The 14,679-nt window shown below is 67.4% G+C and carries 12 protein-coding genes and 1 pseudogene; 11 read left to right on the top strand and 2 right to left on the bottom strand.

Translation table 11 applies throughout. The features are described 5' to 3' along the window. Positions 1–81: 81 nt before the first annotated feature. From AC5RUM_RS09870 to AC5RUM_RS09855, 4 genes are all read left to right on the top strand, one after another. Positions 82–861, top strand: a complete 780-nt coding sequence (locus AC5RUM_RS09870) for a demethylmenaquinone methyltransferase (RefSeq protein ID WP_494034748.1) — start codon at positions 82–84, stop codon at positions 859–861. A gap of 4 nt (positions 862–865) precedes the next feature. After that, positions 866–2,209 carry a geranylgeranyl reductase family protein gene (locus AC5RUM_RS09865; protein WP_494034747.1) on the top strand — a complete coding sequence of 448 codons (1,344 nt, stop codon included), beginning with the start codon at positions 866–868 and terminating at the stop codon, positions 2,207–2,209. A gap of 9 nt (positions 2,210–2,218) precedes the next feature. Further along, on the top strand, positions 2,219–3,319 hold the full coding sequence (locus tag AC5RUM_RS09860; RefSeq protein ID WP_494034746.1) for a polyprenyl synthetase family protein: 1,101 nt from the start codon (positions 2,219–2,221) through the stop codon (positions 3,317–3,319). Between the two features lie 348 nt (positions 3,320–3,667). Further along, positions 3,668–4,510, top strand: a complete 843-nt coding sequence (locus tag AC5RUM_RS09855) for a type IV toxin-antitoxin system AbiEi family antitoxin domain-containing protein (protein WP_494034745.1) — start codon at positions 3,668–3,670, stop codon at positions 4,508–4,510. A gap of 135 nt (positions 4,511–4,645) precedes the next feature. Here the strand turns inward: AC5RUM_RS09855 and AC5RUM_RS09850 are convergent, their stop codons facing one another. Then, positions 4,646–5,068, bottom strand: coding sequence for a hypothetical protein (locus AC5RUM_RS09850; protein WP_494034744.1), 423 nt, complete (start codon positions 5,066–5,068; stop codon positions 4,646–4,648). Between the two features lie 14 nt (positions 5,069–5,082). Then, a complete protein-coding gene (locus tag AC5RUM_RS09845; RefSeq protein ID WP_494034743.1) occupies positions 5,083–5,754 on the bottom strand; it encodes a trimeric intracellular cation channel family protein in 672 nt (223 codons plus the stop codon). Positions 5,755–5,814: 60 nt separating this feature from the next. Here AC5RUM_RS09845 and AC5RUM_RS09840 point away from each other — a divergent pair, with 60 nt between their 5' ends. From AC5RUM_RS09840 to AC5RUM_RS09810, 7 genes and pseudogenes are all read left to right on the top strand, one after another. Beyond that, entirely contained in the window at positions 5,815–6,579 is a 765-nt protein-coding gene (locus AC5RUM_RS09840; protein ID WP_494034742.1) for a sirohydrochlorin chelatase, read from the top strand. 209 nt (positions 6,580–6,788) lie between these two features. Beyond that, entirely contained in the window at positions 6,789–8,540 is a 1,752-nt protein-coding gene (locus tag AC5RUM_RS09835) for a nitrite/sulfite reductase (protein ID WP_494034741.1), read from the top strand. Next, positions 8,537–9,304 carry a phosphoadenylyl-sulfate reductase gene (locus AC5RUM_RS09830; protein WP_494034740.1) on the top strand — a complete coding sequence of 256 codons (768 nt, stop codon included), beginning with the start codon at positions 8,537–8,539 and terminating at the stop codon, positions 9,302–9,304. The genes AC5RUM_RS09835 and AC5RUM_RS09830 overlap by 4 nt, the downstream gene beginning before the upstream one ends. Further along, positions 9,301–10,248, top strand: coding sequence for a sulfate adenylyltransferase subunit CysD (gene cysD, locus AC5RUM_RS09825; RefSeq protein ID WP_494034739.1), 948 nt, complete (start codon positions 9,301–9,303; stop codon positions 10,246–10,248). The genes AC5RUM_RS09830 and cysD overlap by 4 nt, the downstream gene beginning before the upstream one ends. Then, a complete protein-coding gene (locus tag AC5RUM_RS09820) occupies positions 10,248–11,669 on the top strand; it encodes a sulfate adenylyltransferase subunit 1 (protein WP_494034738.1) in 1,422 nt (473 codons plus the stop codon). Before cysD ends, AC5RUM_RS09820 begins: the two co-directional genes overlap by 1 nt. A gap of 284 nt (positions 11,670–11,953) precedes the next feature. Then, positions 11,954–13,120, top strand: coding sequence for an RtcB family protein (locus tag AC5RUM_RS09815; RefSeq protein WP_494034737.1), 1,167 nt, complete (start codon positions 11,954–11,956; stop codon positions 13,118–13,120). A gap of 88 nt (positions 13,121–13,208) precedes the next feature. Continuing rightward, positions 13,209–14,531, top strand: a pseudogene (locus AC5RUM_RS09810) (aspartate aminotransferase family protein); the annotation flags it as partial. Between the last annotated feature and the right edge of the window lie 148 nt (positions 14,532–14,679).

The following is a 14,679-nucleotide window of genomic DNA, read 5'->3' as shown; positions in this document are numbered from 1 at the left end:
TAAGTAATTCCAAGTACTTTTCTGCCAGCTGCGGCAACGGTCTGGCACGTGAATTCCAGGACATTCGGGTAGATTGACAGGGTGAACCGAGCATCCTTGGAAAAGCGTCCGGACGAAGTAGCCACGATGTTTGACGACGTCGCACCGAAATACGATGTCGTCAACGATGTCCTGTCGATGGGGCAGACCCGCCGCTGGCGCAAGGTTGTGGTGGAAGCCATGGATGTCCGGCCCGGCCAGCGCGTTCTCGATCTGGCCGCGGGAACAGGTACTTCCAGCGAGCCATATGCCGATGCGGGCATAGACGTGGTGGCCTGTGATTTCTCCCTTGGCATGCTCAAAGTGGGCAAGCGGCGCCGTCCGGACATCGACTTCATCGCCGGCGATGCCACCAACCTGCCCTTCGCGGACAACACCTTCGATGCCAGCACCATCTCCTTCGGCCTGCGCAACGTCAACGAGCCGAAAAAGGCCCTAGCCGAGATGCTTCGCGTGACCAAGCCCGGCGGCAAGCTCGTTATTGCCGAGTTCTCCCAGCCCGTGGTGCCCCTCTGGCGCACCATGTACACCGAATACCTCATGCGCGCGCTGCCTGCGATCGCCGTCAAGGTGTCCTCCAACCCGGACGCCTATGTGTACCTCGCCGAGTCCATCCGCGCCTGGCCGGACCAGGACCACCTCGCCGCGTGGCTGCAGGAAGCCGGCTGGGACGACGTCACGTACCGCAACCTCAGCGGTGGCATCGTGGCCGTTCACCGTGCCCACAAGCCGCCCGTCGGCAACGGCTCGGCTGCCGCGATCGCAGCACACACCGGCCCGGTGGCCAAGCTGCGCCGCAACATCCCGCGTATCACCCGCTGACACTGTGAAAGTACTGATTGTTGGCGCGGGTCCGGCCGGATCCACCGCCGCGTATTACCTGGCCAAGGCCGGCATCGAGGTCACGGTCCTGGAAAAGACCAGCTTCCCGCGTGAAAAAGTGTGCGGCGACGGGCTCACGCCCCGGGCGGTGCGAGAGATTCAGAAGCTGGGACTGCCGCACCCCGAGGAGGACGGCTGGCGCCGAAACAAGGGCCTGCGCCTGCTCGCTGGCGGCCGCTCCATCGAGCTGCCGTGGCCCGAGGTCTCGGACTTTCCGCAATACGGCCTGATCCGCACCCGCCTCGGCTTTGATGAGGAGCTGGCCCGGCATGCACAGTCCGTGGGCGCCGTTGTGCTGGAACGCCACAGCGTCACCAAAGCGCTCCACGGCGACGACGGCAGGGTTGCCGGCGTCCGCGTCGCCATCCTGGACGAGTCAGGGCGCAAGACGGGGGAGACGCGCGACTTTACCGCCGACGTCGTGCTCGCCGCGGACGGTAACTCCAGCCGCACCGCCGTCTCCCTCGGCATCCGGAAGCGCGACGACCGCCCCCTCGGCGTGGCCGTCCGCACGTACTTCACCTCGCCCCGCCACGAGGACGACTGGATGGAAGGCTGGCTGGAACTCCCCGGACGCGACGGCAAGCTCCTGCCCGGCTACGGCTGGGTGTTCGGCGTCGGCGACGGCACGTCCAATGTTGGCCTGGGAATCCTGAACTCCTCCAAGGAATTCGGCAAGCTGGACTACAAGCAGGTGCTCCGTGAATGGACCGCCGGCATGCCCGCCGAGTGGGGCTTCACGCCGGAGAATCAGGTGGGGGAGATCCGCGGCGCCGCCCTGCCCATGGGGTTCAACCGCACGCCCCACTACTCGCCCGGGCTCCTGCTCCTGGGCGACGCCGGCGGCATGGTGTCCCCGTTCAACGGCGAGGGCATTTCCTACGCCATGGAGTCCGCCCGGTTCGCGGCCGAGTTCATCACGGACGCTGCCCGGTCTGCTGGCGGGCCTGCTTCCGGCGGCCTGTCCGCGGACGACGCCGATGCGCACCTTGCCGGGTACGCGGACTACGTGCGGGAACAGTGGGGTTCGCACTTCACGCTGGGCCGGGCGTTTGCCGCGCTGATCGGCAAGCCGGCGGTCATGAAGCTCGCATTGCGCACCGGCATGCCCATCCCTGTGCTGATGCGTTTCGTGGTCCGGCTCCTGGCCAACCTGACCGACCCGTCGGCCAGGGGCTTCGAGGACCGCGTGATCCGAGTTCTGGAACTTCTGGTGCCGGCCACTTCCAACACGTCCGCCCCGTCGCCCTCCCGCATCAAATCAGCGGTTTCCGCAACAAAAAGTTAGGGTTAACCCGTGACCAACTCCGCTAACCACAGCTGGACGCACGCCGGGCATGGACTGCCGGCCTCCGAACCCAGCCTCAACACCACCGCCATCGCCACCGGACTGCAGCTGCCGGCAGGATTCGCGGCCATTGCGGAGGACCCTGACCTCGGCCCCGCCATCACCAACAATCTGGCCCGGGTGGAGAAAAAGCTCCGCGAGGCCATTGCCAACTCGGACCCGCTGGCTGACGCAACGTCGCGTCACCTCGTGGAGGCCGGGGGCAAGCGCATCAGGCCCCTGCTGACCCTGCTGTGCGCCCACCTTGGCGACGCCTCGCTGCCCGCCGTGGTGCAGGCCGCCGTGGTGGTGGAGCTGACGCACCTCGCCACGCTGTACCACGACGACGTCATGGACTCGGCCCCCTTCCGCCGCGGCGCCCCCACGGCGCATGAGGTCTGGGGAAACTCCGTGGCTGTCCTTACCGGAGACCTCATCTTCGCCCGCGCTTCCATCCTCGTGTCCGAGCTGGGTTCCCGGGCCCTGGGCATCCAGGCCCGCACCTTTGAGCGGCTGTGCCTGGGCCAGCTGCACGAAACCGTGGGGCCGCGCCCGGACGAGGACCCCGTTGAGCACTACCTCTCCGTCATCGCTGACAAGACCGGATCCCTGGTGGCGGCCTCCGGCCAGTTCGGCGCGATCTTCTCCGGCGCCGACGAGGCCTACGAGGACGTCCTGGTGGAATACGGCGAAAAGGTCGGCGTGGCCTTCCAGCTCGCCGACGACGTCATCGATGTCACCGGGGTCAAGGTGAAGTCCGGCAAGTCTCCGGGCACCGACCTGCGCGAAGGTGTCCCCACCCTGCCCGTGCTGCTCCTGCGCAGCGCCGCGGCGCAAGGCGACCAGTCCGCCATCGAACTTCTCAAACTGATCGACGGCGACCTCTCCTCCGACGAGGCCCTGGCCGAAGCGGTCGCCGGGCTGCGCGAGCACCCCGTGACCGCCGAATCGTGGGTGGTTGCCCGCGCATGGGCCGACGAGGCGATTGCCGCCCTCGCCCCGCTGCCCGAAGGTGTTGTGAAGGCGTCGCTGTCCAGCTTCGCCCGGGCCGTGGTGGACCGCGCCAGCTAGCGCTCGACCCGCTTAAACGGAACGGCCCCGGTTCCCAGCAGCGCCACACTGCTTGGAACCGGGGCCGTTTCTCCGTTCGCATCAAATCCACCGGAGGCATTTAGTGGACCCGTGAATAAGTCTATGACAGGTTTGTCACATTATTCAAGTTGCTTGTTAATCGGTGTGTCACGGGGGCAGGCAGCCGTCCCCACCCTGTTTGGGCTCCAACGGGGAGGGACACGCCGTTGGAGTAGCGCGCCGTGGGCAGTCAGCCGCCAAAGTGGGTCACGACGGACAAAGGCAGCGTTGTCCACATGGCGCAGTTAGGATCTGCCCATTGCCGCGGGTCAGGGGCACCGTTGATCCATGGACCTTGAAGCCTTCCTGGTGCGACGCGGCGGAGCCGCCCGGCGGAGTGTCCTCCTGCGGGCCGGGTTCCACCGGCCCGCGCTTGAGGCTGCCGTTGACTCCGGCCGGCTGTTCCGGCCTCTCCGCGGGGTGTACGCACTGCCCAACGCGGACGACGGCGTCCTGGCCGCCTTCAGGGCGAATGGCCGGCTCACCTGCGCGTCGGCAGCGCCGTTCTACAGCCTCTGGGCCCTCCATCCGCCGCAAGCCGTGCACCTGAGTTGCGGGAACGGTGTGCCAAAGGCCGGCGTGATTAACCACGGCCCGTGCACGCATCCACCCCACCCCGCGAGTCCCGTGGCCGGCCTGGCCGATGTGCTCCTTCATGCACTGAAATGCCTGCCAGAGCTTGAAGCGCTGGTCCTCGTGCAGTCAGCCACCGGCAGAGGCCAGATATCCGCCGACTTCCTGAGGGGCAAACTCGTTGGGAACAGGAATGGCAAGGCCCGTGCCGTACTGGATCTGCTGATTCCGCGGGCGGACTCCGTGCTGGAGATTCTGGCCCGTACGCACTTCATCCGCGCCGGGCTCAAAGTCCGCATGCATGTCAACCTGCCGGGGGTGGGCGAAGTGGATTGTCTGGTGGAGGAATGCCTGGTGGTGGAGCTGGACGGCTCCACGCACTTTGAACCCCGGCAGGTTAAGAAGGACCAGCGGCGGAACAACGCCGGCATGCTCGGGGGCCGTCTCACACTGCGCTATTACTACGACGACGTGGTGCACCGCCCTGAGGCCATGGTGTATCAGGTCCGTGCAGTGCTCCGTCTCCGGGCATTGGGCAGGTTCGCGCCTGACTGGTGACTGGCGCCGCCAAGCGAGTACCGCCGTCGTGACTTTCTTTGCCACAGCGGGGCCCACGACACGCAGGCTCAGCGGCGAGTCGCGGCCCGTCGGTCGCCAAAGAGGGTCAGGACGGCACCAGAGAAAGAGGCCGGCCTAGCCCTCGTCGTTGAACGCCCAGTCGAACATGTCGAAGACGAACTCGGAGAAGGTCCCCTCTTCGCTCTTCCACTGGCCGCGGGCGTTGTTGCGGCGGTACACGATGGGGTCGGGGACGCTGAGGTCGCCCACGCGGAAGCCCCAGGTGAAGTTTTCTTCCTCGTCCTCGAGGAACATCAGGAAGCCTTCGTCGTCCACCTCGAGTTCCTCGGGGTCCCAGAAGTAGTGGTAGGCCTCCATGAGGTCCTCGCAGCCGCCAAGGGCCAGGTAAAACTCGCGCAGCACCAGGGGAACGGTGAACTGGTGCTCGGCGAGGGCGGAATCGAGCTCGTCAGCCGGCAGCCCGTCCTCTTCCTGCCATTCGTCTTCGAGATACTTCGGAACAAGCGCGCGGAACTTCTCGAGGAACATGTCAGTCATGGCTCTTATCCTAGCTAATCCCGGCCCCTCGAATTGCCGGTGTCCAGCCCCAGCCGGGACCACCCACGGACAGCCAGCGGAATGCGCCATGAGCGGCGCCAGGCCACCACCCGGAACGCAAAGACCACGGCCGCGATGCCGCACGCGGACAGGGGGTTGAAGGCACCAAGGCCCCACAGGATGGTGGTGAGCGCCGCGCCGGTGAAGGCCGGAAGGGCATAGATGTCGCTGGCGTCGAACAGCTGGGGCACCTCGTTGGCGGTGATGTCGCGCAGCAGGCCTCCGCCCACCGCCGTCGTCACGCCCAACAGGACCGCCGCCACCGGGTTCATTCCCAACGCCAGAGCCTTGAGGGTGCCGGTGATGCAGAACAGCGCCAGGCCCCCGGCGTCGAACAGGACGAGCAGGGACGTGAAGCGCTGGACGCTGGAGAACAGGAAGTACACGAGCACCGTGGCGAGCAGGGGAGGCACGAGGTACGCGGGATTGGTGAAGGCCGCGGGCGGGCCGCTGTTGAGGATGATGTCGCGGATCACCCCGCCGCCGAGCGAAACAAGGGACGCGAGGAGGAGCGAGCCGAGGAAGTCGAACTGCTTCCGCGCCGCGAGCAGGGATCCGGAAACCGCGAAGAAGAAGATGCCGGCCAGGTCCAGCCATACCAGGGCGATGTCAAAAGGGAATGTCATGAAGCGTCCCGGCTAATTTCAGGGGGCGGACAGTGCAGCTCCAACGTTACGCTAGCCCCTATGAACAGCCCGATCATGATCGCTTGTGCCCACGGGACCTCCAACGCGCAGGGGGCAGCCGAGGTCAACGCCCTCCGTGACGCCATCGCGGCGCTCCGGCCCGGGCTCGATGTCCGCGAGGCGTATGTGGACGTCCAGGAGCCCGATCTTGTGGACGTGATGGCCGGCCTTCCCGAGGATCCCGACGGCGGAACGTCCGTCGCGTCGGCCGTCGTGGTCCCGTTGCTGCTTAGCGTGGGCTACCACGTGAAGGTGGACATTGCGCGTGCCGTCAAGAGCCGCCCCGGGAGCGTCGCCGCGGCGCCGCTGGGCCCGGACCCCCGCCTGGCGGCCCTGCTGGACCAGCGGCTCCGCGAGGCCGGTGTGACAGACAACGACGCCGTGGTCCTCGCCGCCGCCGGCTCGTCAAACCCCAACGCGGCGGTCAGCGTGGAAGAACTCGCCGACCAGCTTCGCGCCCTGCGCTCCAACCGCATCCTTCCCGCTTACGGTGCGTCCGCCAAGCCTTCGGTGCCCGAGGCCGTCGCCATCCTCCGTGAGGAAGCCGCGGGCGGTGCGGGCGCGGGGGAGTCCGCGGGGGGAGTGGATCTGGGTGGCCGGGTGGTCATCGCCTCCTACCTCCTCGCGCCGGGCTTCTTCCACGACCAGCTCGCCAAGGCCGGTGCCGATCTTGTGACCGCGCCGCTGCTGCCGTCGCCGGTGCTCGCCGAGATCGCGCTGGAACGTTACGACGCCGCCCTGGCCGCGCACGCCGCCCGGGCCTGAGCGCCGCGGGCGCCGCGCGGGCCTGAGCGCCGCGGGCCGGACGGTCCACGGATGTCGCCGGTCCGCGGCTTCGTCCAAGGCACCGCCGGAAGCACAGCCTGCGGGTCCGTTCAAGGCCCTCCGGCGATTCATGACGAAATATTTCCCTAGGTGACTTAGCGTTTCCGGGGCCTTTGTGGCGGGTTTCGGGGCGGCTCTACAGTCGATGCATGACTGATACAGCTCTAGCCGGAGCGGCCACCGACAAGCCCGCGGAAAAGCCCGCGCGCCCAGCCCGTGCCTCGCGCCCCGCAGCCAAGCCTCACGGCCAGTGGAAGGTGGACGGAACCACCCCGCTGAACGCCAACGAAACCTGGAAGCAGGAAGACGACGGCCTCAACGTCCGCGAGCGTATCGAGTCCATCTATTCCAAGGAAGGCTTCGACGCGATCCCCAGCCAGGACCTGCATGGCAGGTTCCGCTGGTGGGGCCTCTACACGCAGCGCAAGCCCGGGATCGACGGCGGCAAGACCGCCACGCTTGAGCCGCATGAGCTTGAGGACAAGTACTTCATGCTCCGCGTGCGGATCGACGGCGGCGCGCTCACCACCGAGCAGCTGCGCGTCATCGGCAACATCTCGGTCGACTTCGCCCGCGATTCCGCGGACCTCACCGACCGCCAGAACATCCAGCTGCACTGGATCCGCGTCGAAGACATCCCGGAGATCTGGCGCCGCCTGGAAGGCATCGGCCTGTCCACCACGGAAGCCTGCGGCGACGTGCCGCGCGTCATCTTGGGATCCCCGGTGGCCGGCATCGCCAAGGACGAGATCATCGACCCCACCCCGCTCATCGCCGAGCTGGGGGAGCGCTTCATCGGAAACCCGCTGCTGTCCAACCTGCCGCGCAAGTACAAGACGGCGATCACCGGCCACCCCAGCCAGGATGTGGTGCACGAGATCAACGACTTCGCTCTCGTTGGCGTCAAGCACCCTGAACTGGGTGTGGGCTACGACCTCTGGGCCGGCGGTGCCCTCTCCACGAACCCGATGCTCGGCAAGCGCCTCGGCGCCTTCGTCAAGCCGGAGCAGGCCGCGGACGTGTGGCTCGGCGTCACCAGCATCTTCCGCGACTACGGCTACCGCCGCATGCGCACGAAGGCCCGCCTGAAGTTCCTGATGGCTGACTGGGGTCCGGAAAAGTTCCGCCAGATCCTCGAGGACGAATACCTCGGCTACAAGCTGGCTGACGGCCCCGCCGCCCCCAAGCCGTCCACCCCGGGCGACCACGTGGGCGTGCACGAGCAGAAGGACGGCAAGTTCTTCATCGGCGCCACCCCGATTGCGGGCCGCCTCTCCGGCTCCCAGCTGGTGAAGCTCGCGGACACCCTCGAAGCCCGCGGCTCCTACCGCTTGCGCACCACGCCGCACCAGAAGCTGGTGGTGCTGGATGTGCCCAAGGACGAGGTTGAACCGCTGGTCGCCGAAATGGACGCGCTGGGTCTTTCCGCCCGCCCGTCCGTCTTCCGCCGCGGCACCATCGCCTGCACCGGCATCGAGTACTGCAAGCTGGCCATCGTGGAAACGAAGGTCACCGCTGCCACCGCCGTTGCCGAGCTGGAGCGCCGCCTCGCGGACCTGGCCGACAGCGGCCAGCTGCCGCAGGCCCTGTCCCTGCACATCAACGGCTGCCCCAACTCCTGCGCCCGCATCCAGACCGCGGACATCGGGCTCAAGGGCATGATGCTCCCCACGCCCGACGGCGACCCCACCCCGGGTTTCCAGGTTCACCTGGGCGGCGGGCTGGCTTCCGCCGACCGCGAAGAGGCCGGCCTCGGACGTACCGTCCGCGGCCTGAAGGTCTACGTGGCGGATCTGCCGGACTACGTGGAACGCGTGGTGCGGAAGTTCGTGGCCGACCGCGCCGAAGGCCAGACCTTCGCCGAGTGGGCCCACGCCGCAGACGAGGAGGCCCTCCAGTGACGGCTCCCCAGCCACACCCCAACCTCGCAAGCTCGGCCGGGGACCCCGGTGGCCGTGGGCCCACACTCCGCTCGCACGAGGAGCTCAAGGCCCTCGCCGAGGCCGGCGCCGCCGAACTCGGCTGGGACGCCCCCGCCCGCGACGTGATCGCCTGGGTGGAGCGCAACTTCGAGATGCCTGCCGTCGCCGTCGCCTGCTCCATGGCCGACGCCGTGCTGCCGGCGCTCGTCGCGGACCAGCTTCCCGGCGTCGACGTCCTGTTCCTCGAGACCGGCTACCACTTCCCGGAAACCTACGCCACGCGCGACGAGGTGGCCGCGAACCTGCGCGTCAACGTGGTGGACGTCCTTCCGGAGAACACCGTGGAACAGCAGGACCGGCTCCTGGGCAAGGACCTGTTTGCCCGCGACGCCGCCCAGTGCTGCGCGCTCCGCAAGGTGGCCCCGCTGCGCCGCACGCTCGCCGGCTACGAACTCTGGTTCACAGGCGTGCGCCGCGATGAAGCCCCCACGCGCACCAACACCCCGCTGGTGACCTGGGACGAAGCCAACGGCCTGGTCAAGGTCAATCCGGTAGCCGCATGGACCTTCGATCAGCTGGTCCAGTACTCCGATGACAACCTCCTTCCCGTCAACCCGCTCCTCTCCCAGGGCTACCCGTCGATCGGCTGCCAGCCCTGCACCCGCAAGGTGGCACCCGGCGATGATCCCCGCGCCGGCCGCTGGGCAGGAACCAACAAGACAGAATGCGGACTACACGTATGAGCACTTTTCTAACCGAGGAGCCCACCCAGGTGACCGACGTCGCAGCTTCCACGCGCCTCTCCAGCCTGGACACCCTCGAGTCCGAGGCCATCCACATCATCCGCGAGGTTGTTGCCGAGTTCGAGAAGCCTGCGCTGCTCTTCTCCGGCGGCAAGGACTCCGTGGTCATGCTGCACCTGGCCACCAAGGCGTTCTGGCCGGGCAAGGTTCCGTTCCCGGTGCTGCACGTGGACACCGGCCACAACTTCCCGGAGGTCATCGACTTCCGTGACCGGACGGTGGAACGTCTGGGACTCAAGCTAGTCGTCGGCAGCGTCCAGGAATTCATCGACCGCGGCGAGCTGGCAGAGCGTGCCGACGGCACCCGGAACCCGCTGCAGACCGTCCCGCTGCTGGACGCCATCCAGTCCAACAAGTTCGACGCCGTCTTCGGCGGCGGCCGCCGTGACGAGGACAAGGCCCGCGCCAAGGAGCGCATCCTGAGCCTCCGCGACGAGTTTGGCCAGTGGGACCCGCGCAACCAGCGCCCCGAGCTGTGGAACCTGTACAACGGCCGCCACACCGTGGGCCAGCACGTCCGCGCGTTCCCCATCAGCAACTGGACCGAGCTGGACGTGTGGCGCTACATCGAGCGCGAAAACATCGAGCTGCCCGGCCTGTACTACGCCCACGAGCGCGAGGTTTTCGCCCGCGACGGCATGTGGCGTGCAGTCGGCGAGGTCTCCCAGCCGCGGCCCGATGAGGAAGTCATCACCAAGACCGTCCGTTACCGCACCGTCGGCGACATGTCCTGCACCGGCGCCGTCGAATCGGCTGCCGCCACCGTGCGCGACGTCGTCATCGAAGTTGCCGCCTCTACTATCACCGAACGTGGCGCCACCCGTGCGGATGACCGCATCTCCGAGGCCGCCATGGAAGACCGCAAGAAGGATGGCTATTTCTAATGAGCACCGAAATCGACACCGCCCGCGCGGCCGCTCTTCTTGACGAAGCACCCCTGACCAACGCCACCCTCTTCCGCTTCGCGACCGCAGGATCGGTCGACGACGGCAAGTCCACTCTCGTGGGCCGCCTCCTTCACGACTCCAAGGCGATCCTCGCCGACCAGCTCGACGCCGTGGCCCGCACCTCGGCGGACCGTGGGTTCGGCGGGGCGGCAGGCGGCATTGACCTGGCCCTCCTGACCGACGGCCTGCGTGCCGAGCGCGAGCAGGGCATCACCATCGACGTCGCCTACCGCTACTTCGCCACGGACCGCCGCAGCTTCATCCTCGCGGACTGCCCCGGCCACGTGCAGTACACCAAGAACACGGTGACCGGCGCGTCCACCGCGGACGCCGTCGTCGTACTTATTGACGCCCGCAAGGGTGTCCTGGAGCAGACCCGCCGGCACCTCTCCGTGCTGCAGCTGCTGCGGGTTGCCCACGTGATCGTGGCCGTGAACAAGATCGACCTCGTGGACTTCAGCGAGTCTGTGTTCCGCGAGATCGAGGCGGACGTGCAGCAGGTGGGCCGCGAACTCGGCCTCGGTTCCGATGGCATCACCGACCTGCTGGTGGTTCCGGTTTCCGCGCTCGACGGCGACAATGTGGTGGAGCGCTCGGAGCGCACCCCCTGGTACACCGGGCCTGCGCTGCTCGAGGTGCTGGAGACGCTTCCCGCCGCCGACGAACTCGAAAGCCACCTCGAGAGCTTCCGCTTCCCGGTGCAGCTGGTCATCCGGCCACAGGGCGCGCTGGCCCCCGACGCCGTTGCCGGCGGACTCGACCCGGAGGCGTACCGGGATTACCGCGCCTACGCCGGCCAGATCACCGAGGGATCGGTCAAGGTGGGGGACAAGGTCAGCGTCCTGACGCCCGGCCAGGACCCGCGCACCACCACCGTCATCGGAATTGACTTCGCCGGTACCTCGCTGGAGGAGGCAGCCGCGCCGCAGTCGGTGGCGATCCGCCTGGCTGACGAGTTCGACGTCGCCCGCGGTGACACCATCGCAGCCGCCGGCACCGTCCGGGAGAGCTCCGCCGACCTGTATGCGGCGCTGTGCTGGCTGTCCCCGAAGCCGCTCCGTGAAGGCGCCAAGGTCCTGGTGAAGCACGGCGCCCGCACCGTGCAGGCGCTGGTCCGCAGCGTGAGCGGCAAGCTGGACCTGGCCACCTTCAACCTCGAAGGTGCGTCCAGCCTGGAGCTTAACGACATCGGGCACGCGCAGCTCCGGCTCGCCGCGCCGCTGCCGCTGGAGAACTATCTGCACCACCGCCGCACCGGCGCGTTCCTGGTGATCGACCCGCTGGACGGCAACACCCTCGCCGCCGGCCTGGTCAAGGACCACCCCGGCGACCACGAGGACGAGCGCTACAGCATCTGATGCGCCTGCTCTGACCGCAGAGGCCCCGGTTCGGAATTTCCGGACCGGGGCCTTCGCTGTTCTCCCGGCCCGGCCCTCCCCGCCCGGTCCGGCCCCGCCACAACCGGCCCCTACCCGCACAACCGGCCCCGCCCAAGGCCGCTCAAGCGGGCCAGGGCCGGTCGAGGGCGGCAGGCAGCAGGCAGCATCCCTTGACTCAGCCCGGCACGTGGGCAATAGTTTCACCCTGTCCAGCCGGATCGTGGCCCCAGCCGGGCCCAGCCCATCCAGCGGGAGGGGAAGTAGTGGAAACCATCAACAACCGGCTCATCAACTGGGCGTCCATTCTGGATGACAAGACGCGCGAGCAGGCGCTGGCAACCGCCCGGCTTCCCTTCATCTACCCGCATCTGGCGCTGATGCCGGATGCGCACCTCGGCAAGGGGGCCACCGTCGGCTCCGTCATCCCGACGCTCGGCGCCATCATTCCAGCCGCTGTGGGCGTGGACATCGGCTGCGGAATGATCGCCGTCAGGACGCAGTACGTGCTGAAAGACCTGCCCAAGGACAGGAAGCGGCTGCGCGAGGACATTGAGCGCGTCATTCCTTTGTCGGCGGGCCACAACAACCGGAGCGTCCTCGCCACCGCCGAACCGCGCGTCGCTGAGCTGAAGAAACTGGCTGCCAAGGCCGGGTTTGACCCGGGCCAGTATGTGCCGAAGTGGGCGCTGCAACTTGGCTCACTTGGATCCGGAAACCACTTCATCGAAGTTTGCGTGGATGAAACGGACGCCGTCTGGCTGTTCCTGCACTCCGGCTCCAGGGGGATCGGCAACAAGATCGCGCAGCACCACATCAATGTGGCGCGCCGGCTGGCCGCAGCGCAAGGGACTGCCCTGCCGGACCCGGACCTGGCCTCCCTGGAAGAGGGCACCGCCGAATTCACGCACTACATCAAGGAGCTCCGCTGGGCCCAGCGCTTCGCCCTGCTGAACCGCGAGGAAATGATGGACCGCGTGATCACCCAGTTTGGCCGCTGGGTGGGCGGCCCCGTCCACGAAAAGGAGCGGATCAACTGCCACCACAACTTCACGCAGCAGGAGACCCATTACGGAAAGTCCGTCTGGGTGTCACGGAAGGGGGCCATCAAGGCCGAAGCGGGGGATCCGGGCCTGATTCCCGGATCCATGGGCACAGCTTCCTACGTCGTGGAGGGGCTCGGAAACCCGGTGTCCCTGAACTCGTCGCCGCACGGAGCGGGCCGGGAATACTCACGGAATGCGGCACGCAAGACGTTCTCCCTGACGGAGTTGAAGCAGGCCATGCACGGGATCGAATTCCGCGCCACGGAGGCCTTCATCGACGAGATTCCTGCCGCCTACAAGCCGATAGACCAAGTCATGCACGACGCCGCAGACCTCGTTCGTGTGCGCCACAAACTGCGGCAGATCATCAACGTTAAAGGGGACTGAACCTGGACCGTCGAGGTGCTCTGGACGCTGCTGCAGGGCGGTGCCAAGGTGAAGCAGTAGGCGTGAACATTCCGGCACTGAAGCAACGGAGGATGTCATGAATCTCGATGAACTGGTCTTCCACCCCTGGGCGGTGCAGGGGCCGCGCGACGTGCCTACCTTCTTCGGCGGCTCCGGGAGCTATGTCATCGACGCCAGCGGCCGGCGCTACCTGGATTTCAGCTCGCAACTGGTGTTCACCAACCTCGGTCATCAACATCCCCGGATCGTCGCTGCGATCAAGGAGCAAGCCGACCGACTGTGCACGCTCGCACCTGGCCACGCGTCCGACGTCCGGGGTGAAGCGGCGCGGCTGATTGTGGAGGTCGCGCCGGAGGGCCTCGGGCACGTGCTGTTTACGACCGGCGGAACGGAGGCCATCGAGCATGCGGTTCGAATGGCGCGCCTTTACACCGGGCGACCGAAAGTGCTCGCCGCCTACCGCTCGTACCATGGCTCGACGGCGGCAGCAATCCACCTCACCGGCGACCCGCGCCGCTGGGCCTCGGACAGCGGCGCGGCGGGAGCCGTCCACTTCTTCGGTCCTTTCTTGTACCGGTCGGCGTTCGGGTCGAGGAACTTGGAGGAAGAGTGCGAGCGGGCGCTGGCCCATCTCGAGCAAGTGATTCTCCTGGAAGGCCCGACGACGATCGCCGGGCTGGTCCTGGAATCCGTGATCGGCAGCTCGGGCGTCATCGTGCCGCCAACCGGCTACCTGCGTGGGGTACGCGAGCTGTGCGACCGCCACGGCATCGTCTACATCGCCGACGAAGTGATGGTTGGCTTCGGCCGCACGGGAGCCTGGTTCGGTGTCGACCACGATGACGTGTCACCCGACCTGATGGCGTTCGCAAAGGGAGTGAACTCCGGGTACGTGCCGCTGGGCGGTGTGCTGGTCGGCGACCCGATCTACGAGATGTTCACCAGACGCCCTTACCCCGCGGGCATGACGTACAGCGGCCACCCACTCGCCTGCGCAGCAGCTGTCGGCGCCATCAGCGCGATGCACGAGGAGGGCACCGTGGCGGCAGCTGCCCGCCTCGGCGCGGACGTCCTTGGGCCGGGACTCCGGGAGCTTGCCGCGAAGCACGAGTCTGTCGGCGACGTTCGCGGCATCGGCGGGCTCTGGACCGTCGAACTCGTCCGCGACCCGATGACCAAAGAGCCGCTCGTGCCGACAGGAGCCACTGGCCCGGCGAACGCGCCGATGGGCGCCTTCGTCAAGGCGTGCCTGGATCGGGGTCTGTTGCCGCTGACCATGGGCAACCGCGTCAATGTCGCGCCTCCCCTCAACGTCAACGACTCCGATGCCGCCGCGGGGCTGGCCATCCTGGACGACGCGCTCGCTGCAGCCGATACGTACCTGACTTAGGCCCGTGTGCGCCGAAGGGCTTGAGTCCACCGCAGGGACTGGGCGGAACCGGGCGGCTGCGGGGGCAGATAGCGCATGCTGGCACCCGTCCGAATGTGACGTTAGATGAACGCGCGTGACCCCCGGTTTCCGACTCATTGAACCGGGT

The organism is Arthrobacter sp. B2060, from assembly GCF_059090445.1.
Note: the sequence above shows the minus strand (reverse complement) of the source record. Positions and strands in the feature narration are given on the sequence as shown.